This is a genomic window from Frateuria sp. (assembly GCF_035944355.1).
Taxonomy (GTDB): domain Bacteria; phylum Pseudomonadota; class Gammaproteobacteria; order Xanthomonadales; family Rhodanobacteraceae; genus Frateuria_A.
In genome coordinates, this window is record NZ_DASZBH010000012.1 from 195,643 (window position 1) to 221,945 (window position 26,303).

Here is a 26,303-nt window from a genome sequence, read left to right on the forward strand (position 1 = left end):
CGACAGTCACTACGCCCGCGGCGCCGCCGCGGGCGAGGTGCTCTGGCATCATGTGCGCGCGTCGATGTCCGGCGCGCGTTTTTTTTGCCGTCGACGGGAATGCCATGTGCCTGATCGCCTTCGCCTGGCTGTCGCACCCGCGCTGGCGGCTGGTGCTGGCGGGCAACCGCGACGAATTCCATGCGCGGGCGAGCGCGCCACTTGCGCCCTGGGACGGCGTGCCGCTGATCGCCGGGCGCGACCTGGAAGGCGGCGGCACCTGGCTTGGCGTGAACACGTCGGGCCGCTGCGGCGTGGTGACCAACGTGCGCGACCCGCGCGATCCCCAGCAGGGCCTGTCGCGCGGCCTGCTGGTGACCGACTGGCTGCTCGCGTCGGTGGACGCTCCGGCGCATGCGCGCGCCCTGCACGAGGTCGCGGCCCGTTACCGGCCTTTCAACCTGCTCACCTTCGACGACCAAGCCGCCTTCTACCTGGGCAACCGGCCTGGGCCCAGCGCGCAGCCGGTGACGCCTGGCGTGCACGGTCTATCCAACGCCGACTTCAACACGGCCTGGCCGAAGACGCGCCGGCTGATGGCACGCCTGCAAACCTGGCTGGAGGAGGCCACGCCGGACGACTTCGCGGTGCTGTTCCAAGCCCTGGCCGACGAGCGTCCTGCGAGCGACGAGGAACTGCCCGACACCGGCATCGGCCGCGAGCGCGAGCGCTGGCTGTCGGCGGCGTTCATCCGCGGCGAGGCCTACGGCACCCGCGCGAGCACCGTGGTGGCGATCGATCATGCCGGCGGCGGCCGCATCATCGAGCGCCGCTTCGGCCCCGGCGGGCGCCCTCAAGGCGAGACGTCGCTGCATTGGGCGCCGTCCAAGCACGCACACCCGCCGTAGCGTGCGTCGCTGCCCAGGCGGTGTCCACGCCTGTCTGAACGCGCACGCGGCGCATCCGCGTTGCCTTACGCATCCGGTCGGCCTACCGCCCATGCGGCGCTCGGGCCTGGCGCATACCGTGGCGGAAGGATCAACCGCAGGATGCGACCGATGCGCAAGCCATGGCGATACCCGTGCGGGCTGCTGGCCGGACTCTTGCTCGCGGCGCCGTGCCCCGCCGCTTGCCCGGCATGGAACGCCCCGCGCGCCAGCCAGGAGCTGCGCGCGCTGCACGACCAGCTCGACGGCTGGAACCATGCCTATCGCACCGATGGCCGTTCGCCGGTCGACGACGCGATCTACGACCAGGCGCTGGAGCGCTACGAAGGCTGGCTCGCCTGTTTTCCCGCACAGGCGCCCGCACCCCTGGCGCACTTGGCCGACGCCACCGGACCGGTGCGCGCGCCCGTCGTGCAGACCGGTCTGGCCAAGCTGCGCGACGCCGCCGCCGTGCAGGCGTGGATGGACGCGCGCGGCGGGCGCGACCTGTGGGTGCAACCCAAGGCCGACGGCGTGGCGGTGACCTTGCTCTACGTCGATGGCCAACTGCGCCAGGCGGTGAGCCGCGGCGACGGCGTGCGCGGCTCGGACTGGACGGCCAAGGCGCAGCGCATCGCGGCGGTGCCCAAGCAACTGCCGCAGGCGCCGGGCCGCGTGGTGCTGCAAGGCGAGCTGGTGTGGCGCCTGCCCGGCCATCGGCAGGCGCAGGACGGCGGCATGCGTGCACGCGCCGATGTCGCCGGCGCATTGGCGCGCGAACCGTTCGACGAGCGGGTGGGCGAGCACATCGGCCTGTTCGTATGGGACTGGCCGAGCGGCCCGCCCGACATGCGCGCCCGCCTTGCGGGACTGCAGGCGATGGGCCTGGGCGCCAGCGCCGCGCTGACCCGGCCCGTGCGCGACATGGACGAGGTACGCCGCTGGCGCGATCGCTGGTACCGCGGGGCCTTGCCCTTCGCCACCGACGGCATCGTCCTGCGCCAGGGCGATCGCCCGCCCGCGGCGCAATGGGTCGCATCGCCGCCGGACTGGGCGGTCGCCTGGAAATATCCGCCGGCGCAAGCGCTGGCCACGGTGCGCGCGGTCGACTTCCGCCGCGGCCGGCGCGGCCGCATCAGCGTGGTGCTGGAACTGGAGCCGGTGGTGCTGGACGACCGCACGGTGCGCCGCGTGAGCGTTGGCTCGCTCGACCACTGGCGCCGGCTCGATGCGCGGCCGGGCGACCAGGTGGCGCTGTCGTTGGCAGGCCTGACCATCCCGCGCTTCGATGCGGTGGTCTGGCGCACGCGCGAGCGCGCGGCCGTGGCGATGCCGGACGAGGAAGCGCGCGATGGGCTGGACTGCTGGCATCCGCAGGCCGGTTGCCGGCGCCAGTTCCTGGCGCGGCTGGTGTGGCTGGGCGGGCGCCAGGGGCTGGCGCTGGAGGGCGTCGGCGAGGCGACCTGGAGCGCACTCATCGAGGCCGGACTGGTGCATGGCCTGCTCGACTGGATGAACCTGACCTCCGCGCAGCTGGCCACCGTGCCGGGGATCGGGCCGGGGCGCGCCGCGCAGCTGGCCCAGGCCTTCGCGCGCAGCCGCGGCAACCGCTTCACGCGTTGGCTCGCCGCGCTCGGCATGCCGCCGGCAGGCAAGGCCTCGCTGCCGGATTGGCGGTCGCTGTCGCGGCGCGATGCCGCCGCGTGGGAGAGCGAACGGGGCATCGGTCCAGGACGGGCCGCGCAGTTACAGGCGTTCTTCCAACATCCCGAAGCACAGCGGCTGGCGGATCGATTGCGCGAGGCCGGGGTCGCGGGCTTCTGAAGCGATCGTGCGGCGGCGACCGATGGCGGTACCCATGCAGCGGGCGCGGTTGCAGCCGCGGCTAGGTGAGAATCTCGCCGTCGAGGTAGTACCAGCGCCCATCCTCGCGCAGGAAGCGGCTGACCTCGTGCAGCCGTTGCGCGCGTCCGCCGCCGTAGCGCAAGCGCGCGATGAACTCCACCTCCGCCTCGATGGCCCCGTCCTCGTGGCGCTTGACCGACAGCCCCAGCCAGCTCGGCGCCGGCTGTTGCGCGGCCAGCTTCAGGTGGGCCGGCCGCGTGCTCGGATGCCAGGTCGCCAGCAAGTAGTCCTCGCGCTTGAGCACGTAGGCGCTGTAGCGGGAGCGCATCAACGCCTCGGCAGAGGAGGCGGGCCGGCCTTCGTGCAGCGGGCCGCAGCAGCGCGCGTAACCGCTGGCATTGCCGCAAGGGCAGGGCGTGAGGGTGTCGACGGCGCGCACGTGGTAAGGAAGTCCGCAGCAAGGGAGCAAGGCCATCCTGCCCCGTCGCGGAAAAATTGCAATGCGTGTGCGCTCAATCCACGCGGCGGTTGGGAACGATCAGCGGCGCCAGGTCGTAACCCATGCGCCGCGCGGTGGACTTGAGGTCCTCCAGCAGGTGGTAGTCCATGCGCGCCTCGCGGCCGAGGATCCACAGGTAGCGCCGACGTGGTTCGCCCACGACCGCCCAGCGGTAGTCGTGGTCCAGCCCGATCACCCAATGCTCGCTCCAGGCCAGCCGCAGCCCCAGCCGCGCCAGGCCGGCGCGAAGCGAAGCTGCAGTTTGGCCGGGTCGCGCCGGGGTCCGGGCTGGCGCGCCACGCCGTGGGCTTCGCTCAGTCGCCCGTTCTCGGCGCGGCAGGTGCGGGTCACCGCGATCAGGCCGTCGTCGCGCATCGCATAGTCGAGCACCAGTTCACCCGCGCATCGCCGCTGGAACGGCAGCGGCAGCCAGGCGGCGCCGTGCCAGCGGCCAAGGTAGCGCTCCAGGTCGAGCCATGGCACGGCTTCGACCTGGCGTGTGGCGATATCGGTGGCTTGGTTCTGTCGCCGCGGCGACCGTCTGTCGGGGCGTTGCTGCATGGCGCGCGCTGGGAGATCGGGGTTGCTTCCATCAGGCACGCGTGCCGATCAACCCCGCGTCAAGCGCGGGTCCGCGACATGCCAGGGGATGCTCAGGCGGGACGGCCGCGCAGCACGCGCGCCGGAAGCAACAGCAATGCGGCGAGGAGGGCGAACACGGCGTGCAGCGTGATGCCGACCAGCCGGAACGGCAGCGAAACCAGCCACACGATCGGGTAGAGCACCAACGCCAGCAGCGCGAGCGGCCAACAGAACACGAGCAGCAGCAGCCAGAGCAGGAAACCGACCATGACCGTTCCTCGGGCGTGGGGAATGCCGCGACTCTAGCGCGCTACGGGGGCGTCGCGTAGATGACTCCCGGCACCCGTGCGCGCCGCCTGTCGAACCTCGCTAGTGCATGCCCGCCATCGGATCGACGCCGATCAGCCAGCCGTGCAGCCAGAACGCGAACACCACCCAGGCGACGATGCCGGCCACCAGCGCGCAGCCGATCATAGGATGCCGCCGGCGATGTCGTGTTACGGCTCGCTTTCCCGCTGGCGGGCCCGCGCCGCCGTTGCCGCGATTCAACCCGCGCGGTGCGCCTGCACGGCGAGGGCCACACTCAGCGGTGCCAGCACGATGTGCGAAGGCGCCTCGTCCTGCCGTCGCCAGATGTCGCCTGCCTGCAGCGTCTGGCCATCCAGCACGAGCGTGCCGCGGGCGAGGTAGACCAGCACCGTGTCCGGGTGGATCGCCGCATCCGCCGGCGCGCGCCACACCGTGACCCGGCCGCGCGCGCGGCCGCGCCGCGTCATCAGGTTGAAGTCGCGGGTGGGGCCGCCGGCCAAGGTCACGTTCACCTTCGCCTCGCCAGGGAAATCGAACGGTGCGAACGGCTCGGTCAGGTCGTGGCTGCGGCCGTCGTCCAGTTGCATGCGGAAACCCTCCCCTTCGAGCAGCACGATGCTGCGGTCGACGCCGGGAAAGGCCGAGAACGGAGCCGCGCTGTCCACCTCCGCGATGCTGGCGCGCCAGAGGAAGTCCTCCATGCCGGCACCCGGCGGCTCGACAGCGAGCTCGCGCGTGCGGCCCAGGCCGTTTTTCCAGGGTTGGGCGGGGCAGTCGTGCAGGTGCAGGATCGACATGGTGGTTTAGCCGGCGGTGGCGGCAGGATTGTAGGGGTGATTTTCGACCATCGACGGGAGCGCAGCCCGATTCTTCGCCTTCGCGGGGGCAGCTCATCGTGGCTTACGAGGTGCCCGAAGGGCGATGGGGAGGGCTTGCTGGAGTCGCCACCTGGTCATCCCGCCCAAAAAAACGCCCCATCCGCCTGCCGGCACCTTCCACCGCGTCCGCGGGAAGGATCGTTCGATGGCGTCGCGCGACGATGATCCCCCGCGTTCAGTGGCGGAGGATTCATGCGATCACCCGCTCGAACGGCGGCAGCGCGCGCAGCATGCCGGCGCCGTAGCGCTTGGTGACCACGCGGCGGTCCAGCAGCACGATGCGCCCGCGGTCGGTCTCGCTGCGGATCAGGCGGCCGCAGTATTGCGTCAGCAGGCGCGTAGCCTCCGGAATGCTCACTTCCAGGAACGGGTTGCGTCCGCGCGATTCCAGCCATTCGGCATAGGTGGCGCCGACCGGATCGGTCGGCACGGCAAAGGGAAGCTGGGTGATCACCACCGTCTCGCACAGCTTGCCGGGCAGGTCCAGGCCTTCGCCGAAGCTGGCCAGGCCGAACAGCGTGCTGCCCTTGCCGGCCTCGATGTCGGCGGCGTGTTCGGCGATCAGTTGCGCCTTGCCCAGCGAGCCCTGTGCGCGCACCTTGCGCACCTTGTCGATCGGCAGGCGCTGCAGCACGCGGTCGAGCTTGGCGCGCGAAGTGAACAGCACCAGGTTGCCGGCGTCCCAGTCCAGGTGCCCGGCCAGCCAGTCGCAGATCGCCTGGGCGTGCTCCTCGCGCGCGTCGGGCAGCGCGTCGATGGCGGGCACCTCCAGCCGCGCCTGGCGCTTAAGGTCGAACGGCGAGGGCAGGCTCAGCGTGACCGCCTCGTCCGGCAGACCCACCGCGTCGGCATAGCCGCGGAAGTTGCCGCCCGCGCTCAAGGTGGCCGAGGTCAGCACCACGCCGCTGGCGTTGTTCCACAGCACGTGGCGCAGCAGGCCGCCAGCGGAAACGGACGAGGCGTGGCAGACCAGTTGCTGGTCGCCGGCGAGGGTGACCCAGCGCGCCAGCGGCGGCGCGTGCTCGGCGTCCTCGCCGGACCAGGCGCGCCAGGTGCGCTCCTGCCGGTCCAGCCGCTCCAGCGCCATGCCGAGCTCGCGCGCCAACGCCTCCTGGGTCGGGCCGCCGTCGGTCATCTCCACCACGGCGCGGCGCACGGCGGTGAGCCAGCGCTGGATCTCGGCGGTCTGCGCATGCAGCGCCTGCGCCTGCATCACCCAGCCGTCCGGCAGCTGGCCGAGCGAGCCGCGGTACATCGGCTCCTTCTCGCCGGGATCGGGCAGCCAGGCCAGGCGGATCGCCTTTTCCAGTTCCTCCAGGCCGTCGCTCAACTCCTGCAGCTTGGCGTCGCCCGCATCGAGGCTGAGCTTGCCCAGCGATTCCTTGTCGGTGAGCGAGTAGGCCGCGTGCACCTGGCGCGCCAGGCGGCTCAGCTGGCGCACGCTGGCGCCCAGGTACACCTCGGCGGCGCCGCGGTCGATCGCCTTGGCCGGCACGTGGTGCGCCTCGTCGAACACGTACAGCGTCTCGGCCGGCTTGGGCAGGATCACGCCGCCCCAGCCCTCGTCCTCGCCGGGCATGGTGAGGTCGGCCAGCACCAGGTCCTGGTTGGCGACGATCAGCTCGGCGTCGGCCACCGCGCGGCGCGCGGCGAAGAACGGGCAGTTCATGAAGTGGATGCACTTGCGAGCGGTGCAGCCGCCGGCGCTGGTGGTGAGCATCGGGCGCAGCACGTCGCCTACCGGCTCGGGCGCGGCGTCCATGTCGCCGTTCCACTCGCCGCGCTCGAAGGCGTCGGCGAGCTTGGACAGCGCCTGCTTGTCACGTTCGGCCGGCGGCTTGGACCACAGCGCGAGGTCCGCATCGAAGCCCAGGCCCAGCTGGCCGGCCTCGGCGCCCACGCTCTGGCGCGCCATCGCCAGGTTGCGCGGGCACAGATAGCGGCCGCGGCCCTTGGCGAGCGCGACCTTGGCCTGGTGCCCGGCGAGTTTCAGGTATAGCGGGATGTCGCGCTCGACCAACTGCTCCTGCAGCGCCACGGTGGCGGTGGCGATCAGGAGCTTCTTCTTCTGTGCGCGGGCCACTTCCATGCCGGCGATCAGGTAGGCCATCGACTTGCCGGTGCCGGTCGGCGCCTCGATCGCCGCGGCGCCACCCTCGCTGGCCAGCGCCCTGGCCACCTCGGCGATCATCCGCCCCTGCGCGGCGCGTGGGCGGAAGCCGGGCAAGCCTTCCTTCAGGCGTGCGTAAGCGGCGCGGATCGCGTCCTTGGTGGGGTCGGTGAGCATCGGCCGATTCTAGCCGGGCGCGTGCTGCAGCGCCCCTCGCGCGCTCGCGACGCGGCTCAAGATATGGTCGTGGCGGCCGATCCGGTGATGACCGATGATGACTTGCGCGCGAGGACAGTACGGTAGTCGCATGAAGGGGCATGGCTTGGACCCGCATGCCTGCGGGTACGGGCGACTGAACCGGCGAGGACGGCTCGCATGAACGTTTCACGCGATACACCGACGTCATCGGCGGAAACCGGACAACTGGCCTGGCTCAGGCGGCTGGTCGCGGCCACCACGCCGGTGACCGTAGCCGCGACCATCGCCGCCTTCGCGCGCGCGCAAGGCGGTTGCGCCGATGCGGCCGTCGCCTGGATCGGTTCGGGCATGCCCTTTGCCTGCAGCGCGAGCGGCCGCCCTCCCGATACCGAGCAGATCGCGCGGTCGCGCACGATGCTGGAGGCATCCGCCGCCCACTTCGTGGCTGCCGGCTGCCACCTGGCGATCCGCCTGTTGCCGCAGCAGCGCGCGATGCTGCTGCTGACGCTCAAGGAGGGCCAGAAACCCGAGCCGCTGATGGCATCGCTGGGGGCGTTCCTCGAACTGGCCAGCCAGCATCTGCAACGCGTGCTGCAACTGACCGACCTGCAGGACTCGCACAAGCAGCTGGCACGCTCCGAGGCGCTGCAGCGCGCGCTGTTCGCCATCGCCGACCTGGCCGGCTCCGAACTGGACATGCCGGAGATGTTGCGCGGCATCCACGGCATCATCAGCTCGCTGATGTACGCGGAGAACTTCTTCATCGTACGCAGCGACCCGCAACACGGCACCATGCGGTTCCTCTACTACGTCGACGTGGAGGACACCGACGCACCCGATACCAGCCACGACGTGCCGCTGGAGCGCCTGCGCAATTCGCTCACCTGGCATCTGCTCACCGGCGGCGAGGCGCTGATGGGCAGCCTGGAAGAGATCGGCCGCAAGGTCACCGGCGCCTTTGCCCCGTCCGGGCCGGCCGCCATCGACTGGCTGGGCGTGCCGATGCTGCGCGACGGCCAGGTGCATGGCGCGCTGGTGGTGCAGAGCTATCGGCCGGGCATCGGCTTTTCCGAGGATGACCGCGCATTGCTGGAGTTCGTGGGAAGCCACGTGCTGACCGCGCTCGAACGCAAGCAGAGCAAGGACGAACTGGAAGAGCGCGTGCGCCGCCGCACGCAGGAGCTGGCGGCGGCCAACCGCGGCCTGCAGCAGGAGGTGCTCGAACGCCAGCGCGCCGAGCGCCTGCAGGCGGCGCTGTTCCACCTGGCGCAGCTGGCCACCGCCGACATCGACAAGAACGAGTTCTACGAGCGCACCCATGCGGTGGTCAACGAGTTGATCAACGCGGACAACTTCTTCATCGCGCTGCTCTCGGACGACCGCCAGCGGCTGGTGTTCCCCTATTACGTCGACGCCGGCGTGCGCAAGGCGCAGGAGCGCGCGCTCGGTCGCGGCCTCTCCGAATACGTGCTGCGCACCGGACGGCCGCTGCTGGCCTTCCAGGATGACACGCTCGCGCTGGCCCGCCAGGGCGAGGTGGACCTGCAGCGTGTCGGGCGGCCGGCGGTGTGCTGGCTCGGGGTGCCGCTGCGGGTCGCGGAGGAGGCGATCGGCCTGGTCGCGGTGCAGAGCTATACGCCCTCGGTCGACTACGACCAGGCCGATCAGGAGCTGCTCACCTTCGCCGCGTTGCAGATCGCCAACAGCATCCATCGTCGCCGCGCGGCAGCATCGCTGCAGCGCGCCTATGAGGAGCTGGAACTGCGCGTGCAGGAGCGCACCTTCGAGCTGCGCCAGGAGATCGCCGAACGCGAGCGCGTCCAGGATCAGCTCAAGCACGAGGTGATGCACGATGCGCTCACCGGCCTGCCCAACCGCGGCTTCCTGCGCGAGCGCCTCGAGCGCGCGCTCGCGATCCTGCAGCGCGAGCCCGGCCGGCGTTGCGCATTGCTGTACCTGGACGTGGACCGCTTCAAGGTGATCAACGACAGCCTGGGACACCTCGCCGGCGACGCCTTTCTCAAGGAGATCGCACACCGCCTGCAAATCTGCATGCGCGAGCCTGACGTGGTGGCGCGGCTGTCCGGCGACGAGTTCGCGATCCTGCTGGAGAACGTGGAGGTGCCCGCCGCTGCGTTGGCGGTCGCCCAGCGCGTGCTCGATGCGCTCAGTGTGCCGATGCAGGTCGCCGGCCGCGAACTGGCGCCGTCGGCCAGCATGGGCATCGCCGTTGGCGACAGCACCTACCTGACCGCCGACGAACTGTTGCGCGACGCCGACATCGCGCTCTACCGCGCCAAGGAGCAGGGCCGCAACCGCTACGAACTGTTCGACGAAACACTGGCCAAGAACGCGGTCGACGTGCTGACGATGGAAGGCGAACTGCGCCAGGCCCTGCAGCGCGACGAATTCGAGCCCTACCTGCAGCCGTTCTGCCGGCTCGACGACAACAGGGTGGTCGGCTACGAGGCGCTGCTGCGCTGGAACCATCCGGTGCTGGGCGTGCTCGGGCCGGCCGACTTCCTCAAGGTGGCGCAGGACAGCGGGCACATCGAGACCATCGATTGGCGGTTGTTCGAGCGCAGCTGCGAGCGCTTCCTGCAGCTTTCCGACACCGACACCTTCCTTACCTTCAACGTCTCGGCGCTGCACCTGCGCCACGGCGACTTCGACGTCCGGCTGGTGCGCCTGCTCGAGCGCATGAAGCTGCCGCCCTGGCGGCTGATCGTGGAGGTCACCGAGGGCTCGCTGCTGGACAACCCCGAGCAGGTGCGCTCGATGCTCGAGCGCCTGCGCGCGATCGGCGTGGGCGCCGCGCTGGATGATTTCGGCACCGGCTACTCGTCGCTGAGCTATCTGCACTCGCTGCCGCTGCGCATGCTCAAGATCGACCGCGCGTTCGTGCACGCGCTGGGCGAGGACGAGCACAGCACCGCGACCACCGTCGTGGCCGCGATCCTGGCGCTGGCCCGGGCGCTCAACATCCAGGTGATCGCCGAAGGCATCGAGACGCCGGCCCAGCGCCAGGCGCTGCTGGACATGGGATGCGAGCTAGGGCAGGGCTACCTGCTGGGGCGCCCGGCGCCGGTCGGGCAATGGCTGCGGGACGAGGGGTAGTTCCCGGCTCGGCGGCCGCGGCGCGCGCTACCGCCCGACGATATCCCGCGCCACCGCCTCGGCCACGCGGATCCCGTCCACCGCAGCGGAAAGGATCCCGCCCGCATACCCCGCGCCTTCGCCCGCGGGAAACAGCCCGCGCGTGTTGAGGCTCTGGTAGTCGTCCTCGTTGCGCCGGATCCGCACGGGCGAAGAGGTGCGCGTCTCCACGCCGGTCAGCATCGCATCGTGCATGGCGAAGCCGCGGATCTGCCGGTCGAACATCGGCAGCGCCTCGCGGATCGCGCCGATGGCGTAGTCCGGCAACGCGCTGGAGAGATCGGTCAGGTGCACGCCGGGCTTGTACGAAGGCAGCACGTCGCCGAAGGCCTGCGAGGGGCGGCCGGCGACGAAGTCACCCACGCGCTGGGCCGGCGCGCTGTAGTCGCCGCCGCCGATGGCGAAGGCGCGCGACTCCCAGTGCCGCTGCAGCGCGATGCCGGCCAGCGGCCCTTCGCCGTAGGGCGCGAAATCCTCCGGCGTGATGCCGCAGACGATCGCCGCGTTGGCGTTGCGTTCGTTGCGCGAGTACTGGCTCATGCCGTTGGTGACCACGCGGCCCGGCTCGGAGGTGGCGGCCACCACCGTGCCGCCGGGGCACATGCAGAAGCTGTACACCGAGCGCCCGCTCTGGCCGGCTTTGTTGCCGTGGTGGACCAGCTTGTAGTCGGCCGCGCCCAGGATCGGGTGCCCGGCCTGCGGGCCGAAGCGCGCGCGGTCGATCACCGATTGCGGATGCTCGATGCGGAAGCCGATCGAAAACGGCTTGGCCTCCAGGTGGACGCCGCGGGCGTGCAGCATCTGAAAGGTGTCGCGGGCGCTGTGGCCGACGGCCAGCACCACGTGGTCCGAACGCAGTTCGGCGCCGTCGGCCAGCCGCACGCCGCGCATGTGGCGCGTGCCGTCGGCATCGGTCTCCACCAGCAGGTCGTCCACCCGTTGATCGAAGCGGATCTCGCCACCCAGCGCCTGGATCGTGGCGCGCATGTTCTCCACCATCGTCACCAGGCGGAAGGTGCCGATGTGCGGCTTGCTGACGTAGAGGATCTCCTCCGGCGCGCCGGCCTTGACGAACTCGGTCAGCACCTTGCGGCCGTGATGGTGCGGGTCGGAGATCTGGCTGTGCAGCTTGCCGTCGGAAAAGGTGCCGGCGCCGCCCTCGCCGAACTGCACGTTCGACTCCGGATGCAGGTTGCGCTTGCGCCACAGGTCCCAGGTGTCCTTGGTGCGCTCGCGCACCGCCTTGCCGCGGTCGAGCACGATCGGCGCCAGGCCCAGCTCGGCCAGGATCAGCGCGGCGAAGATGCCGCACGGGCCGAAGCCGATCACGAGCGGGCGGTGTTCGTGCCGGACGGGCGCCGGCGCGACCGGGCGGTAGCTCGTGTCGGGCGTGGGTTGCACGTGGCGGTCGTCGGCGAAGCGCGCGAGCACCGCGGCCTCGTCGGCCACCTCCACGTCCAGCGTATAGATCAGCGCGATCGCGCCGCGCTTGCGCGCGTCGTAGCCGCGGCGGAACACGCTGTAGCCGCGCAAGGCACCGGCGGAAATGTGCAGCCGCTCGCGGATGGCGCGGTCCAGCGCTTCGGACGGATGGTCGAGCGGAAGCTTGAGGTCGGTCAGTCGCAGCATGGCGCCGGCAGGGTGGTGGCCGGGACCGGGATCGGTCCGTCGCGCCAGGCTGCGTATTGTCCTTGCGAGGGGCGGGCGGGGACAAGACGAGCCGGCGGGTGACGCATCGGGACAGGCCTTGCCCTCAGGTGTTCAACGCAGGCGCATCCCGGTCCCTGCGGGCATTCGCCTCAGGCGGCAAGAATGGTCAGGAACTGCGCGCCGGTGGCCCGCGGGTGCAACAGCACGACGCGCGAGCCGTACTTGCGCGCGGCCGGCGTGCACAGCTCGCCGTCATCGGTGACCACGGCCAGCGGCGTGGAACGGACGGTATCCAGCGAGCGCCGGTAGACCAGCCCGTGCTGCGGGCCGCCGGCGATGATGCAGTCGACGAAGTTTTCCATGGGTCTGCTCGAGTGGGGATCGCGCAGGAGTAAGCAGAAGGCGGGCCAGCGGCCGTCGGCCAACGTGAAGCCCATCACGTTTCGCGACATGCAAGAGATCGGCATGCCCCAAGGTTCAGCCGGGCGCGACGGCAAACCCGCCGCGCCCGCTGGAGCCTTACTGCTGGGAGCCGGCGATGAAGTCGGTCTTGCCCAGGTCCGCGCCGGCCTCGCGCAGGATCACGTAGGTGGTGGTGCAGTGGAAATACAGGTTCGGGACGACGAAGGTGAGCAGGTACTCCTGCCCAGTGAACTTCAGCTCGCCGCTGCGCATCTTCAGCTCGATGGCGCGCGTTTCGCTGCCGTCGATCTGTGCGGGCGTGAAGCCCTTGACGTAGGCGATGACTTTTTCGATGCGAGCGTAGAGCTGCTCCAGCGTCGTCTCGTTGTCCTCGAACGAGGCCGGCTCCACGCCGGCGAGACGGGCGGCGCCGCGTGCGGCCATGTCGCAGGCGATCTGCACCTGCTTGGTCAGCGGCAGCATGTCCGGGATCAGGCGGGTGCCCAGCAGCACTTCGTCGGTCACGCCCTTGGCCTTCGCGTGCGCCTCGCCTTTCTTCAGCACATGGAGGAGGTTGGACAGCGCACGCTCGAACACGGGTACGGAAGCCTGGTACATCGAAAGCGTCATGGAGAACTCCAGCGTCAGTGGGTCGGATCGTGCGGCAGCGCGCTCGAAGGTCCCACCGTGGGGTCGGGCGGGGCGCTTGCCAAGGGGGCGGTGTGTGCGGTCACGCGCGCGGCGATGACGGCGCCGACGGCCAGCAGCAGCGCCGACAGCACGAAGGCCAGGCCGGGCAGATGCAACGGCGAGCCGGGCGCGATCGAGAAGGCGAACACCTGCGCGAACAGGTACGGGCCGAAGATGCCGGCGAAGCTGCCCAGGCTGGTGATCGCTCCCTGCAGCCGCCCCTGTCCGGAAGGGTCGACCTGATGCGTCATGATCGCCTGGATCGGCGGCCCGGCCAGGCTCCACAGCGCCATCAGCGGGATGCCGGCTAGGAACAGCCAGCCCTGGCTCGCCACGCCCATCAGCAGGAACGCGCCGATGCCGAACAGCATGCCCGCCAGCAGCACGCGCCGCTCGCCGAAGCGCGGCGTCAGCCTGCCCGTGAGGAAGGCCTGCACCGAACCGTCGCAGGCGCCCACCAGCATCAGCACGAAACCGACCGCCTGCGGGCCCCAGCCGTAGCGGTAGTCCGCGTACAGCACGAAGGTGGTCTGCAGCACGTAGTGCGCCAGGTACACCAGGAACATCACCACGCCCAGCCCGAGCACCTGCGGGTGGCGCCGCAGCAGCTTGAGCGAGCCCAGCGGATGGGCGCTGTGCAGTTCGAAGCGCGGGGTGCGCCGCTCTTTCGGCAGCGACTCGGGCAGGACGAAGAAGCCGTACAGGAAGTTGCACGCCGCCAGCCCCGCGGCGACCCAGAACGGCAGCCGCAGCGAGATGCCGCCGAGGAAGCCGCCCAGCCCCGGCCCCAGGATGAAGCCCAGCCCGAAGGCGCCGCCCAGCACGCCGTAGGCCGCCGCGCGCTTCTCCTTCGGCGTGATGTCGGCGATGTAGGCGTTGGCGGTGGTGAAGCTGGCTGCCGTCATGCCCAGCAGCGTGCGGCTGACGAACAGCAGCCACAGCGTGGGCGCGAGCGCGAGCACCACGAAGTCGATCGACAGCCCCAGGTTGGAGATGAGGATCACCGGCCGGCGCCCGAAGCGGTCCGACAGCGCACCCTGCACGGGCGAAAACGCGAACTGCACCACCGCGAACACGGTGGAGAACACGCCCACCCACCACGCGGCTTTCGCGATGCCGCCACCGGCCAGTTGCTCGATCAGGTGCGGCAGCACCGGAATGACGATGCCGAAGGCCAGAATGTCCAGGAACACCGTGACGAAGATGAAGGCCACCGCGGCGCGGCGGCGCGTGTCGCTCAGGGCGGTGTGGGTCGAGTCCATGCGCGCGGGCCGGGCCGGTGAAGCGCGCACGATAGCGCAAAGGCGCGCCGGCATTACTGCGGCGCAGGCAATGGCCCGTTGCCTGCGCTCGCGGGCGGCCACACCCGCTCTCGAACCCTGCGCCGCGGCTCGCGGCTCGGCTTCAACCAGCCCCTCAGCGTGGCGGCTGGGCCAGCTCCTGCGCGCTCAGGAAACCGTCGTGGTTGCGGTCCAGCCGGTGGAACTGCGCGCGCAGGTCGGCCTGGAAGGCGGCCAGCGTGCGCGGCGTGCGGCGTGGTCCGGGCGGCAGCTCGTCCGCCTCGAGCACGCCATCGCCGTTGGTATCCATCGCGGCGAAGCCGGCACTGAGATAGTCCACGTATTCCTGTTCGCTGACGCGCCCGTCGCCGTTGCGGTCGAAGCGCGCCAGGTAGGCGGCGGCGGAGGCCGGGTAGTCCTGCGCCTGGGCATGCGCACAGAGCAGGGCAAAAAGTGGGAGCAGGCGTCGCATCGGCGCATTGGAGCAGGCGTCCGTCGGCGATGGCAAGCGCCTGCGGCAGCGCGCTCAGGCCGTGCGAGGCGGAGCGGCGACGCGGTTGCGCCCGGCCCGCTTGGCTTCGTAGAGGGTGCGGTCGGCCCGGCGGATCAGCGTATCGGCGTCCGCGTCGGCGGCCTCGCGCAACGCGACGCCGATCGACACGGTGATGGTCTGCGCCTGCCCGTCCAGCTGCAGCGGCAACGCGGCCACGTGCGCGCGCAGATCCTCGGCCAAGGCGATCGCCGCGGCAAGGTTGGTGCGCGGCAGCAGCACCACGAACTCCTCGCCGCCCACGCGCCCGAACACGTCGCCCGGCCGCAACCGCGCGCCGATGCCACGGGCCAGCGAGGCCAGCACGCGGTCGCCGCCGGCATGCCCGTGGCGGTCGTTGATCGCCTTGAAATGGTCCGCGTCGAGCATCAGCACCGCCAGGCCGGGCGCGCCGCCGCCCTGGTCGAACAGCCGCCGGGCCTCCTCGTCCAGCGCCAGGCGGTTGAGCGTGCCGGTGAGCGGGTCGGTACGCGCCAGCCGGCGCAGGTCCGCCTGTGCCGTCTCGTTGTACATCAGCAGAAAGGCGATGCTGGCGAACACCGGCTCGATCGCGCCGTAGATCACGTTGACGAGGTTGCCCGGCGTCGCCACCAGCAGTCCGGGCGGCGCCGGTCCCGTGAACAGCTCATGCAGGCGCAGGCCCCAGGCCACCGCGGCCGACAGGATCACCAGCATCATCACCCGCTGCGCGACCGATCCGCCCGGGCGCAGCGCGTGGCGCAGGGGCCAGAACAGCAGCGCCGAATAGCACGCGACCATCAAGGCGGCGACGTACACGCGCATGCGGTAGTCCGGCTGCACCAGGCCGAACCAGCCGACGCCCAGCCAGATCGCCAGGCCGATCGCAGCGAGCAGCGCCCGGCGCTGCGGTACGCCCAGCAGCAGGCGCAGCGCCCGCGTGGTCTCGGCGAAGGAGGCGATCAACACGCCGTTGGCCAGCACGATCGAGAACCAGTCGCTGACCTGTCCGCGCAGGCTCGCCAGCACCCAACCCAATGCCTGCAGCAACAACACCACGCCCCAGATGCGCAGGCTGGTGCGAGCCACGCCGGCATAGGCGCGCGTGGCAACCAGCAGCAGCGGCGCGAGCAGCAGGGCCTGCAGTGCGCCCAGCAGGCTCAGAGTGGCTAGATCGAGATGCACGCGTGGGAGGGCCGGAGCGCCGGACTGGCGACGCGGCGTTTATCGGCCACTCCGGCGGGAACTTCAGCGTGCGCCGTGGATGCCGATGAACTGCAGGAACTCCGCGCGCGTGCGCGCGTCGTCGCGGAACGCGCCCAGCATCTGGCTGGTGACCATCGACACGCCGCGCTTGTGCACGCCGCGCGTGGTCATGCACTCGTGGCTGGCATCGACCACCACCGCCACGCCGAGCGGCTTCAGGTGTTCCTGGATGCAGTGCGCGATCTGCGCGGTGAGCTTCTCCTGCACCTGGAAGCGGCGCGCGTAGCCCTCCACCACGCGGGCGAGCTTGCTGATGCCGACCACGCGGTGGGTCGGCAGGTAGCCCACGTGGGCGCGGCCGATGATCGGCGCCATGTGGTGCTCGCAGTGGCTTTCGAACTCGATGTCGCGCAGCACCACCATCTCGTCGTAGCCCTCGACTTCCTTGAAGGTGCGCTTGAGGAACTCGGACGGATCGTCGGCGTAGCCGGAGAACCAGTCGCGGTAGGCCTTGACCACGCGCCGCGGGGTGTCCAGCAGCCCCTCGCGGGAAGGGTCGTCGCCGGCCCAGCGCAGCAGCGTGCGTACGGCTTCCTCGGCCTGGGCCTGGGTGACGTCGTTGGGGTTGGGGGAGTCGCTCATGCGGGTGCCTTGGCTTGCGGACGCGTCAGTTTAGCGTCCGCTGCCGTGCGCTGCCGTCCGGATATGTGTAAAGCGCCCACGCCCTGAGCCCCTCCCGTCCTTGATCAAACTGGGGTGAGGGAGCAGATCGCCTCAGACCGTGTCTTCCTCGACGTCGTCGTCCAGCTCGGGCACCGTACCCAGCAGCTGCTGCGTGACCTCGCCCGAGAGCGTCTCCACGCCGCGCAGCCTGCGTTCGATGGCACGCGTGCGCACGCCGGTGGCGTCGATGTGCTTGCCGGCTTCGTCCAGTTTCTTCTTCACCTTGTCCAGCACGTCGCCGAACTTGCCGAACTCGGTCTTCACCGCGCCCAGGATGCTCCACACCTCCGAGCTGCGCTTGGCGATCGCCAGCGTGCGGAAGCCCATCTGCAGGCTGTTGAGCAGCGCGCTCAGCGTGGTCGGGCCGGCCACCACCACGCGGTGCTCGCGCTGCAGCAGCTCGAACAGGCCGGGGCGGCGGATCACCTCGGCATAAAGCCCCTCGGTGGGCAGGAACAGCACGGCGAAGTCGGTGGTGTGCGGCACCGCCACGTACTTGGCCTTGATGCGCTTGGCTTCCTCGCGCACGCGCAGTTCCAGCGCCCGGCCGGCCAGCGCCGCGGCCTCGGCGTCGGCGGCGTCCTGCGCCTCCAGCAGGCGCTGGTAGTCCTCGACCGGGAACTTGGCGTCGATCGGCAGGTAGAGCGCGCCGCCATCCTGCTGGCCGGGCATGCGGATGGCGAATTCCACGCGCTCGCTGCTGCCGGGCACGGTGGCCACGTTCGATTCGTACTGCTCGGCCGTCATCAGCTGCTCGAGCAGGGCGGCCAGCTGTACCTCGCCGAGAATGCCACGGCTCTTGACGTTGGAGAGCACGCGCTTCAAGTCGCCCACGCCGCTGGCCAGGCTCTGCATCTCGCCCAGGCCGCGGTGCACCTGCTCCAGCCGCTCGGACACCAGCTGGAAGGACTGGCCCAGGCGCGTCTCCAGCGTGCTCTGCAGCTTTTCGTCCACGGTGGCGCGCATCTGCTCGAGCCTGGCGGCGTTGTCGTCCTGGATCGCCTTGAGCTTGGTCTCCAGCGTGGCGCGCACTTCGGCCAGGCGCTTCTCGTTGTCGGCGGTGAGCGCGGCCAGCTGCTGGCGCTGCTGTTCGCCGGCGCGGGCGAGGGTGAGGGTCAATTCTTCGCGGCTCTTGCGGGCGTCGTCCGCCAGGCGCTGGGCCAGCGCCTGCAGGCCGGCGTCGGTGCTGGCGGTGAGGGCGTCCAGACGCTGCGCGAAGCCGTCGATGCGTTCGGCCTGGTGGCGCGACACGCCCGACAGCTGCTCGCCGACGTGGCTGCGAAAACGGTCGAAGCCCTGCTGCAGTTCCCCGCGACCGGCCCGCTGCTCCTCGCGCATCGTGCGCTCCAGACGCTCGCCGTCCTGTTTTAGCGCGTCCAGGCGCGCCACCAGCGCGCCATCGGAGCGGCCACGGCGCAGCAGCACCACCTGAAGTGCCAGGGTGGCGATGGCGGCGAGCAGCAGGAGGAAGAGGAGGACGTCGGCGAGGGGCATGGCAGGATTCCGGCAGCTACTCGCGCAGTTTACGCGCAGCCGTCTCAGCCGCCGCGACGACGCTTCGGTTGGAGCCGTCGCCGCAGGAAGCGCAGCGTGGCCCGTTCGAGCTGCCGCGGTTGCCCGGCACAGGCCGGGCTGATCGCGCGATGCAGGCTGCCATCCTGCCAGCCCTCGAATATCTCCGGATGGATGTAGGACTTGCGGCAGACGGCCGGCGTATTGCCCAGCACCTCGGCCACCTGCTTGACCGCTTCCACCAGCTCGTGGCGGCACGCGCGTTCGCCGCCCGTTTCGGGCAGCGGCGTGCACGCCAGCACGCCGGCGGCATAAGCGGTGCCGCCCCAGGTGCGGAAGTCCTTGGCGCTGAAGTCCTCGCCGCAGGCATCGCGCAGGTAGTCGTTGACCATGCCCGAGTCGACCGGCTGGCGCTCGCCGGCGTCGTCCAGGTACTGGAACAGCCGCTGGCCCGGCAGTTGCTGCACGCGGCGCACGATGCGCGCCAGGCGCTGGTCGTCCAGTTCGATCTCCTGCTCCTGGCCGCTCTTGCCGCGGAAGCAGAAGCGCAGCCGGCCGCGCACCACGCGCAAGTGGCGCGAGCGCAGCGTGGTCAGGCCGTAGCTGTCGTTGTCCCGCGCATAGGCCTCGTTGCCGACGCGGATCAGCGTTTCGTCCAGCAGGCGCACCAGCAAGGCCAGCACCTTCTCGCGGGGCAGGCCGGCGAGCGCCAGGTCCTGGCGGGTACGCCGCCGCAGTCTGGGCAGGGCGGCGCCGAAGGCCAGGACGCGATCGAACTTGCCGTGGTCGCGCAGCGCGTGCCAGTCCGGGTGGTAGCGGTACTGCTTGCGCCCGCGCGCATCGCGACCGGTGGCCTGCAGGTGGCCATCGGGATGGGCGCAGATCCACACCTCCTCGTAGGCCGGCGGGATGGCCAGTGCGCGGATGCGCGCCAGTTCGGCGCGGTCGGTCACCGGCCGGCCGTCGGCGTCGCGGTAGCCGAAGCCCTTGCCCCGGCGCAGCCGGCGGATGCCCGGCTGCGTGTCGCTGACGTAGACCAGGCCGGCCGCGCGCACCTCGGCGCGCAATGCCGGATCGACTCCACTGGGGCAGGTGTTCATCGACCCGCAGTGTGGCGGCTGCATCGATCAAGGCCATGTGCACGGGCTTTGCGCCCGGCGTCTCCCCAACGGGCGCATCCCGCACGATGGTTGAACGCTGGAATCCTTCGCCTGGCGAGGCGCGCCGGCGGCGCTCACTCCACCCGGCAGAATACCGCCTTGAGGTAGCGCCCTTCCGGCACCTCGGCCTGGAACGGGTGGTCGGCGCCGGCGCCGCGCACGTCCAGCACCTGGATCGCGCGGCCGGCGTTGAGCGCCACGCGGCGCAGCATCTCCAGGAACGCGGCCTCCTCGACCAGGCCGGTGCAGGAGCAGGTCAGCAGCAGGCCGCCGGGCGGTATCACGTCCAGTGCCAGGCGGTTCATGGCGAAGTATTTCTTCAGCGCGTCGGTGACGCGGTTGCGGTCGCGGGTGAGCTTGGCCGGATCCAGCACCACTGCGTCGTAGCGTTCGCCACGTGCAACCGCCGCGCGCAGCCAGTCGAAGATGTCGGCCTGCTGGAAATCCACCGCCAGCTGGTTGGCCGCCGCGTTGGCGCGCGCGATTTCCAGGATGCCCGGGTCCATGTCCACGCCGGTCGCCTCGCGCGCGCCGGCGGCCATCGCGTGCACGGCGAAGCCGCCGGCGTTGCAGCACAGGTCGAGCACGCGCCGGCCTTTGGCGAGCGCAGCGAAACGGCGGCGGTTCTCGCGCTGGTCGGCGAAGAAGCCGGTCTTGTGGCCATAGCCCGGCGCGGCGTGGAAGGCCAGGCCGTGCTCGTGCACCTGGACCGGCGCGGGCGGCTCGGGGCTGCGGCAATCGAAGGATTCCTGCTTCTGCACGTGGCTCTCGGCGAACCAGTACAGCCGCGCGCCGGGAAAGTGCTCGAGCAACGCGGCGTGGATCGCCTCGCGGAACTTCCACATGCCGGCGGCGAAATATTCGACCACCAGGATGTCGGCGTAGCGGTCGACCACCAGGCCGGAGAGGCCGTCACCCTCGCTGTGCACCACGCGCCAGGCGTCGCTGGCCTGGTCCAGCTGCAGCAGCTCGCGGCGCAGCGTCACCGCCTCGCCGATGCGCGCGGCGATCCAGGCTGCGTCGATCGCTTCGGTAGGATCGCGGCTGAGCAGCCGCAGCGCGATGCGCGCATGGCCGTTCCAGAAGCCGCGGCCGACGAAGCGGTCCTTGCTGTCGATCACCTCCACCACGCTGCCCGGCGGCAGCCGGCCTTCGGGCTTGTGCACCTGCGCGGACCACACCCAGGGGTGGCCTGGGGCACGGTCGGACTTGAGGCGGACGATGGGGAGTTCGGCGGGCGTGGTCATCCGCCCATGATAGCCGCTGGCGTCAACGCAGCCGGAGCAGCAGCCAGGACAGCACCGCGAGCAGGTTGGCGCCGAAGCGCGCCGTCGAGGGCCCCGCGATCGCCAGCACGAAGCCCTGCGTGCCGAAGCTCCATTCCAGCCACGGCCGCGCCAGGTGCACCGTGGTGTAGACGTTGAGGAAGGCGCCGGCATGCAGGCCGTAGCTGAAGACCGGCGTGGCGATCAGCGGCAGCTGCAGCAGCTGGGCGACGCGGGAGAACGCCACGCCGCGCTCGCTGCCCTCGACCAGCAGCACGCCCGCCACCAGCACGAAGCCGAAGGCGACCAGCGCGAGCGCCGCGTGCAGGGTGTCGTAGGTCGAGCCCATGCGCAGCAGGCGATGCAGGGCACCCGCGGCGCCGTACAGGCCACCGGCGATTTCGAGGATGCCGATCAGGCGGAAGAGGAAACTGCGCATTCGTAGGTTCCGGGACGGTGGGCAGGCGCGGAGTGTGCCGGTTTTGCGGCGCGCCGTCTGCGCTCAGTCCAGCGTGTCGGCCAGTTCGTGCAGATCGGCCACGTGCTGCTCCCACCAGCGCGGCTCCGCGGCGAACGGGAACGCGGAAGGAAAGGCGGGATCGGCCCAGCGCTGCGCGATCCAGCCGGCGTGGTGGACCTGCCGCATCGCGCGCAGGGCGGGGACCAGGGCGAGTTCGGCCGGGTCGAAGTCGCGCATCGAGCCGTAGCCTTCCAGCAAGGCGTCCATGGCGGCCGGGTCGTGGGCGAGCATCCACAGGTCCTGCACGGCCGGGCCGGTGCGCGCGTCGTCCAGGTCGACGAAATGGGGACCGGCGTCGGTCCACAGCAGGTTGCCTGGATGGCAGTCGCCGTGCAGGCGCAGGCTGCGCACCGGGCCGACGGCGTCCAGCCGCGCCGCGACCGCGGCATCGAGCCGGCGCATGGCTTCACGGTAGCGATCGGCCAGCTCGGCCGGCAACAGGGGCGAGGCCAGCACGGCCTGCGCGGGGCGTTCGATCAGCGTGGCGCGGTCGACGCGCTCGCGGTGGCGGAAGGCTTCGCGCGAGCCGACCGCGTGCAGGCGCGCGATCAGGCGGCCGAGCCATTGCAGTTGCTCGGCCGATTCGAGCGTGGGCGCGCGCCCGCCGTGGCGCGGGTAGACCGCATAGCGGTAGCCGCCGTGCGCGAGCAGGGTGCGCCCCTCGAAGGCGAGCGGCGCGACCACCGGGAGCTCGGCCGCGGCCAGCGCGTTCGCAAAGGCGTGCTCCTCGGCGATCGCCGCGTCGCTCCAGCGGCCGGGCCGGTAGAACTTGGCGACCACCGGCGCGGCATCCTCGATGCCGACCTGCCAGACGCGGTTCTCGTAGCTGTTGAGCGCGAGCAGCCGCCCGTCCGGCCACAGGCCGCAGGCGCCGATCGCGTCGAGCACGAGGTCGGGAGTGAGGTTGGCGTAGGGGGTCGCGCTCATGCGCTCAACGCACCACCGCCCTGGTTGGCACCACCGCCATGGTCAGCCGCGAGATGCACACCAGCGCGCCCTCCTCGTTCTCGATACGGATCTCCCACACCTGCGTGGAGCGCCCCAGATGCAGCGCCTTGGCGGTGCCGGTGACGACGCCCGCGCGCACGCCGCGCACGTGGTTGGCGTTGATGTCCAGTCCCACCGCCACCTCCTGCTCCGGATCGAGCGTCAGCAGCGCGGCGGTGCTGCCCAGCGTCTCGGCCAGCGCCACCGAGGCGCCGCCGTGCAGCAGGCCGAACGGCTGGTGCGTGCGCGCATCCACCGGCATGGTGCCGGCGAGCCAGTCCTCGCCGATGGCGGTCATGCGGATGTCCAGCGCCTGCATCAGCGTGTTCCGGCTCCAGACGTTGATGCGCTCGAGGTCGGGTGCCTGCTTCCAGATCGCCATGGGGTGAGCCGTCGGGGGAAAGCCTGCATTGTCCGTCCACGGCCCTCGCGGCGACAATGTGCGGGTGTACACCATCTCCCTTTCCGGCTCCGGCCGCCGCTTCCAGGCGGCGCCGGGCGAAACCGTGCTCGAGGCGGCCCAGCGCGCCGGCATTGCGCTGCCGTATTCCTGCCGTGCGGGCGTGTGCGGCAGTTGCAAGGCCACGCTCATCTCCGGCCGCTGCGACTACCCGCGCAACCCGCCGGTGGCGCTGGGCGCCCAGGCGGCGGGGCACGCGATCCTGATGTGCCAGGCGGTGCCGGCCAGCGACCTGGTGATCGCCGCGCGCGAGGTGGCGTCGGTGGAGGACATCGCGCGCCGCCGGCTCGTCGTCGAAGTGGTCGCCAAGCAGCCGCTGGCGGCGGACGCCACCGGCCTGATGCTGCGGCCCGCGCCGGGCGAAGCGCCGCTGAAGTGGTTGCCCGGCCAGTACCTGGACGTCCTGCTGGAGGCGGGCAAGCGCCGGCCGTTCTCGATCGCCAGCGGTCCGCGCACGGACGGCCTGATCGAGCTGCACGTGCGCCACGTGGCCGGCGGCGGCTTCACCTCGTGGGTGTACGAGGGGCTGAAGACCGGCGACCGCCTGCAGATCGAGGCGCCGCTGGGCACCTTCGTGCCGCGCGAGGATTCGGAACGGCCGATGGTGTTCATGGCCGGCGGCACCGGCTTCGCGCCGGTCAAGGCGATCGTCGAGCACTTCCTCGCACTGGGCACGCGTCGGCCGATCGCGCTGTACTGGGGCGCGCGCAGCGCGGGCGACCTGTACCTGCGCGCGCTGGCCGAGCGCTGGGCGCGCGAGGCGCCGAACCTCAGCTTCCATCCGGTGCTGTCCGACCCGGAACAGGCCGCGGCGGCCAGCCTGCGCGCCGGCCTGGTGCACGAGGCGGTGCTGGAGGACGTGCCGAACCTGTCCGGCCACGAGGTCTACATGAGCGGCCCGCCGGCGATGGTCGATGCCGGCCGGCGCCTGTTCACCGAGGCCGGCCTGCCCGAAGAGCGGCTGTACTTCGATTCGTTCGACTACGCGCCGGACGTGCTGGCGCAGATCCTGGCCGGCCGTGCCGGCATCGACGGTTAGCGGGCTGCTTGCCGCCCCTTATTTGCTTCCCTTGGCCAGCGGCAGTTGCGCCTGCTGCCAGGCCAGCACGCCGCCGCCCAGGGTATAGACCTTGGTGAAGCCGGCCTTGACCAGCCGCTGCGCGGCCTTGTCCGAGCCGCGGCCGTCCTTGTCCATCACCACCACCGGCAGGTCCTTGGCCTTGGCCAGGTCCTTGTGTTCGGGATCGAACTGGCTGGGCAGCACGTGGCGCGCGCCGGGCACGTGCATCTTCTCGAAGTCGGCGCGGGCGGACAGGTCCACCAGCAGCGGGCTCTCGCGGTTGATCAGCAGGGTGAGCCCGGCGGGCGTCAACTCCTTGTACTTGCGCAGCAGGCGGCCGAACTCCAGCGCCACCAGCGCCAGCAGGATGACCACGAACAGCGCCGACAGCGCCAGGTGGTTGCCGACGAAGGTCGGCAGCTTGTGCAGGAAATCGTTCATCGGTCGCTGGCCCGGCATGTGCGCAAACCGGCGATTATCCGGGACGGTGACGACGGGCGCAAAGGTATGTCGCAGCCCCTCAGCGCCTACCTCACCGACCGAGTGCAATGAACGTCCCAGGCTCCGTTTGCCGAGATTTGCCGCCCATCGGGTCCCGACGAGAAAGACCAGGCATCAATCCTGCGTGATGTCCGGCAGGCCGCTGGTCAGCCACCAGCGCTTCTTTTCCGGGTCGTAGCGCCAGGTTTGGTGGTCGATCACCGTGCGCTCGGCCTGCGTGTTGAGGTTGACCAGGCCGATCTGCACCACCTGGCGCACCTGGTTCTCGCCGTCGGGCACGGGGCCGGCGCCTTCGTCGTAGCCGGTCACGCGCACCTGCTGGTAGCGCGCCAGGTCCAGCGGGGTGGGCATGTGCGTCGCGCGCGCCTTGGGGTCGATGAACTGCAGCGCGCTCTGGAAATCACCCCAGCGCAAGGTGCCGGCGTAGGCATTGAGCGTGGTGATCAGCGCCTGGTTGCGCTGGTCGGTGGCGCAGCCTGCGCACAGCATGGCGGCGAGCGCGAGCAGCGGAAGCAAGTAGCGGCGCATGGGCTAGGGTCCCCGGATGGCGAAGCTTCATTGTGCCTCAAGCGCGCCGCTTGGCGACGAAGCGCGCCTGCAGCGTGGCGGCCGCGCGACACGCGTCACCCGGCACCGTGCAGAGCACCTCGATGCGCGCCTTGCCGCGCGCGCCGAGTGTGTCGAAGAACGTGTCCCAGTCGGCGTCGTCCGCCAGCTGCGCCTGCGCCTTGAAGTCGCCCCATACCGGCTCGAGATAGCGCACGGTCGACTCGCCGACGAACACGTCGCAGTCCTCGCCACGTTCCTGCAGCTGGAGTTCCACCAGCGCCCAGCCGGCCAGCGTCATCAGGCTGGTCAGGCTGCCGCCAAAGGCGCAGCCCTTGTCGTTGACGTTGGGCGCGAGCGGCGCGGCCAGGGCGAGGCTGTCGCGCGAGTAGTGATGCAGGCGCAGGTCCATCGCGCGGGCGAGCGGAATCTTGGAGCGGATGAAGTCGAGCAGATCGACGGCGAGCTGTTGCGGATCGGTCACGAGGCGGGGCGTCGAAGGAAGGACGGCCATTGTAGCGGGCTACACTGGCGTCCTCTTTCCGCAGGAGCCCAAGCAGTGGCGCATGCCCGCACCGAGGAACTGAGGGGCCGGACGATCGTGATCACCCGGCCTGCCGGCACCGGCTCGGCGTTCGCGCGCCAGGTGCGCGCGCACGGCGGCCTGCCGCTGCTGCTGCCCGGACTGGCGCTGCGCGCGGCGGCAGACGAAGCGCTTGCAGGCGCGCAATTGCGCGAAGCGCTGCGTTGCGATCCGTTGCTGCTGTTCACCAGTCCGGCCGCGGTGCGCTTCTCGGCGGCGCTGGCGCCGCTGCGCACGCGCGCGACGGTGCTGGCGGTCGGGCAGGGCACGGCCGCCGCGCTGCGCCGGCATGGCCTCGCCGTGCAGGCGCCCACCCGGCGGCAGGACAGCGAGGGCCTGCTCGACCTGCCCGCGCTGCGCGACGTGCGCGGACGTGGCGTCGCGCTGGTCGGCGCGGCCGGCGGGCGTGGCCTGCTGCAGCAGCGGCTGGTCGAGGGCGGCGCGCGATTGCGCGAAGTGCAGGTGTACCGGCGCGCCGCGCCACGGCTGGACCGCCGCCATGTCGAAGCGGCGGCGCAGCTGCCGACCAGCGCCCGCGTGCTGTTCTCCAGCGCGCAGGCGCTGGCGAACCTGCGCGAAGGTCTGCCGGCGCCGGCCTGGGCGCGCCTGTGCAGGGCCGTCGCGGTCGCCAGCAGCGAACGCCTGGAAGCCGCCGCCCGCGAAGCCGGTTTCGGCCGCGTCCGCCGCGCGGCTTCGGCGATGATCGCCGATCTGCTCGCCGCGGCACGCTGAGACGCGGCGCGGGCGACCGATGCCCGCGCGAGCGGG

General features: G+C 71.0%; 24 protein-coding genes and 4 pseudogenes. 7 read left to right on the top strand and 21 right to left on the bottom strand.

From position 1 onward, the window contains the following. Nucleotides 1–104: 104 nt before the first annotated feature. Both VGU03_RS09805 and ligB read left to right on the top strand, forming a co-directional pair. Complete coding sequence (locus VGU03_RS09805) at nt 105–887, top strand: NRDE family protein (RefSeq protein ID WP_327480196.1); 783 nt, start codon at nt 105–107, stop codon at nt 885–887. Nucleotides 888–1,037: 150 nt separating this feature from the next. Continuing rightward, nucleotides 1,038–2,729 carry an NAD-dependent DNA ligase LigB gene (gene ligB, locus VGU03_RS09810; protein ID WP_327480197.1) on the top strand — a complete coding sequence of 564 codons (1,692 nt, stop codon included), beginning with the start codon at nt 1,038–1,040 and terminating at the stop codon, nt 2,727–2,729. A gap of 61 nt (nt 2,730–2,790) precedes the next feature. Here ligB and VGU03_RS09815 read toward each other — a convergent pair whose 3' ends face one another. The 5 genes and pseudogenes from VGU03_RS09815 to dinG form a co-directional block, all read right to left on the bottom strand. Continuing rightward, a complete protein-coding gene (locus tag VGU03_RS09815) occupies nt 2,791–3,189 on the bottom strand; it encodes a YchJ family protein (protein WP_414655958.1) in 399 nt (132 codons plus the stop codon). Nucleotides 3,190–3,262: 73 nt separating this feature from the next. Continuing rightward, nucleotides 3,263–3,810: pseudogene (locus VGU03_RS09820) on the bottom strand (lipocalin family protein). A 92-nt stretch (nt 3,811–3,902) separates the two neighbouring features. Then, entirely contained in the window at nt 3,903–4,100 is a 198-nt protein-coding gene (locus VGU03_RS09825) for a hypothetical protein (protein WP_327480199.1), read from the bottom strand. A gap of 276 nt (nt 4,101–4,376) precedes the next feature. Further along, nucleotides 4,377–4,937: a HutD family protein gene (locus VGU03_RS09830; protein ID WP_327480200.1), complete on the bottom strand. Its 561-nt coding sequence runs from the start codon at nt 4,935–4,937 to the stop codon at nt 4,377–4,379. A 271-nt stretch (nt 4,938–5,208) separates the two neighbouring features. Continuing rightward, the gene (gene dinG / locus VGU03_RS09835; protein WP_327480201.1) at nt 5,209–7,305 is read right to left on the bottom strand and encodes an ATP-dependent DNA helicase DinG; all 2,097 of its coding nucleotides are present in this window, start codon (nt 7,303–7,305) and stop codon (nt 5,209–5,211) included. 717 nt (nt 7,306–8,022) lie between these two features. Here dinG and VGU03_RS15650 point away from each other — a divergent pair. The 3 pseudogenes from VGU03_RS15650 to VGU03_RS15660 form a co-directional block, all read left to right on the top strand. Further along, nucleotides 8,023–9,024, top strand: a pseudogene (locus tag VGU03_RS15650) (GAF domain-containing protein); the annotation flags it as partial. Nucleotides 9,025–9,168: 144 nt separating this feature from the next. Next, a pseudogene (locus VGU03_RS15655) lies at nt 9,169–9,642 on the top strand (diguanylate cyclase domain-containing protein); the annotation flags it as partial. 75 nt (nt 9,643–9,717) lie between these two features. Continuing rightward, nucleotides 9,718–10,443: pseudogene (locus VGU03_RS15660) on the top strand (EAL domain-containing protein); the annotation flags it as partial. Between the two features lie 27 nt (nt 10,444–10,470). Here the strand turns inward: VGU03_RS15660 and VGU03_RS09845 are convergent. The 13 genes from VGU03_RS09845 to VGU03_RS09905 all read right to left on the bottom strand — a co-directional run bounded on the left by VGU03_RS09845 (nt 10,471) and on the right by VGU03_RS09905 (nt 22,767). After that, nucleotides 10,471–12,111 (bottom strand): NAD(P)/FAD-dependent oxidoreductase, encoded by a 1,641-nt coding sequence (locus VGU03_RS09845; RefSeq protein ID WP_327480203.1) that lies wholly within the window; start codon nt 12,109–12,111, stop codon nt 10,471–10,473. A gap of 170 nt (nt 12,112–12,281) precedes the next feature. Next, nucleotides 12,282–12,494, bottom strand: a complete 213-nt coding sequence (locus VGU03_RS09850; RefSeq protein WP_327480204.1) for a hypothetical protein — start codon at nt 12,492–12,494, stop codon at nt 12,282–12,284. Between the two features lie 157 nt (nt 12,495–12,651). Then, nucleotides 12,652–13,164: a DUF1993 domain-containing protein gene (locus tag VGU03_RS09855; protein ID WP_327480205.1), complete on the bottom strand. Its 513-nt coding sequence runs from the start codon at nt 13,162–13,164 to the stop codon at nt 12,652–12,654. Between the two features lie 14 nt (nt 13,165–13,178). Next, a complete protein-coding gene (locus VGU03_RS09860) occupies nt 13,179–14,486 on the bottom strand; it encodes a TCR/Tet family MFS transporter (protein WP_327480206.1) in 1,308 nt (435 codons plus the stop codon). Nucleotides 14,487–14,640: 154 nt separating this feature from the next. Beyond that, nucleotides 14,641–14,976, bottom strand: coding sequence for a hypothetical protein (locus tag VGU03_RS09865; protein ID WP_327480207.1), 336 nt, complete (start codon nt 14,974–14,976; stop codon nt 14,641–14,643). Between the two features lie 54 nt (nt 14,977–15,030). Then, nucleotides 15,031–16,197, bottom strand: a complete 1,167-nt coding sequence (locus VGU03_RS09870) for a diguanylate cyclase (protein WP_327480208.1) — start codon at nt 16,195–16,197, stop codon at nt 15,031–15,033. Between the two features lie 63 nt (nt 16,198–16,260). Beyond that, nucleotides 16,261–16,860: a GTP cyclohydrolase I FolE gene (folE, locus tag VGU03_RS09875; protein ID WP_327480209.1), complete on the bottom strand. Its 600-nt coding sequence runs from the start codon at nt 16,858–16,860 to the stop codon at nt 16,261–16,263. A gap of 132 nt (nt 16,861–16,992) precedes the next feature. Then, the gene (rmuC, locus tag VGU03_RS09880; protein ID WP_327480210.1) at nt 16,993–18,435 is read right to left on the bottom strand and encodes a DNA recombination protein RmuC; all 1,443 of its coding nucleotides are present in this window, start codon (nt 18,433–18,435) and stop codon (nt 16,993–16,995) included. Nucleotides 18,436–18,479: 44 nt separating this feature from the next. Beyond that, on the bottom strand, nt 18,480–19,553 hold the full coding sequence (locus VGU03_RS09885; protein ID WP_327480211.1) for a DNA topoisomerase IB: 1,074 nt from the start codon (nt 19,551–19,553) through the stop codon (nt 18,480–18,482). Between the two features lie 134 nt (nt 19,554–19,687). Then, nucleotides 19,688–20,860: a class I SAM-dependent rRNA methyltransferase gene (locus VGU03_RS09890; RefSeq protein WP_327480212.1), complete on the bottom strand. Its 1,173-nt coding sequence runs from the start codon at nt 20,858–20,860 to the stop codon at nt 19,688–19,690. A gap of 22 nt (nt 20,861–20,882) precedes the next feature. Then, a complete protein-coding gene (locus tag VGU03_RS09895) occupies nt 20,883–21,317 on the bottom strand; it encodes a hypothetical protein (protein WP_327480213.1) in 435 nt (144 codons plus the stop codon). 63 nt (nt 21,318–21,380) lie between these two features. Then, nucleotides 21,381–22,325 carry a serine/threonine protein kinase gene (locus VGU03_RS09900; RefSeq protein WP_327480214.1) on the bottom strand — a complete coding sequence of 315 codons (945 nt, stop codon included), beginning with the start codon at nt 22,323–22,325 and terminating at the stop codon, nt 21,381–21,383. Nucleotides 22,326–22,329: 4 nt separating this feature from the next. Beyond that, complete coding sequence (locus VGU03_RS09905) at nt 22,330–22,767, bottom strand: hotdog fold thioesterase (RefSeq protein ID WP_327480215.1); 438 nt, start codon at nt 22,765–22,767, stop codon at nt 22,330–22,332. 64 nt (nt 22,768–22,831) lie between these two features. Between VGU03_RS09905 and VGU03_RS09910 the strand changes: the two genes are divergently transcribed. After that, nucleotides 22,832–23,884: a 2Fe-2S iron-sulfur cluster-binding protein gene (locus VGU03_RS09910; RefSeq protein WP_327480216.1), complete on the top strand. Its 1,053-nt coding sequence runs from the start codon at nt 22,832–22,834 to the stop codon at nt 23,882–23,884. 18 nt (nt 23,885–23,902) lie between these two features. On the opposite strand, the gene VGU03_RS09915 is transcribed toward VGU03_RS09910, so the two are convergent. The 3 genes from VGU03_RS09915 to VGU03_RS09925 all read right to left on the bottom strand — a co-directional run bounded on the left by VGU03_RS09915 (nt 23,903) and on the right by VGU03_RS09925 (nt 25,466). Further along, a complete protein-coding gene (locus tag VGU03_RS09915; protein WP_327480217.1) occupies nt 23,903–24,346 on the bottom strand; it encodes a rhodanese-like domain-containing protein in 444 nt (147 codons plus the stop codon). Between the two features lie 174 nt (nt 24,347–24,520). Next, a complete protein-coding gene (locus VGU03_RS09920; protein ID WP_327480218.1) occupies nt 24,521–24,934 on the bottom strand; it encodes a hypothetical protein in 414 nt (137 codons plus the stop codon). A gap of 37 nt (nt 24,935–24,971) precedes the next feature. Next, nucleotides 24,972–25,466, bottom strand: coding sequence for a YiiD C-terminal domain-containing protein (locus tag VGU03_RS09925; protein WP_414655959.1), 495 nt, complete (start codon nt 25,464–25,466; stop codon nt 24,972–24,974). 45 nt (nt 25,467–25,511) lie between these two features. On the opposite strand from VGU03_RS09925, the gene VGU03_RS09930 reads away from it, so the two are divergent. Next, nucleotides 25,512–26,267 carry a uroporphyrinogen-III synthase gene (locus VGU03_RS09930; RefSeq protein ID WP_327480220.1) on the top strand — a complete coding sequence of 252 codons (756 nt, stop codon included), beginning with the start codon at nt 25,512–25,514 and terminating at the stop codon, nt 26,265–26,267. Nucleotides 26,268–26,303: the final 36 nt, after the last annotated feature.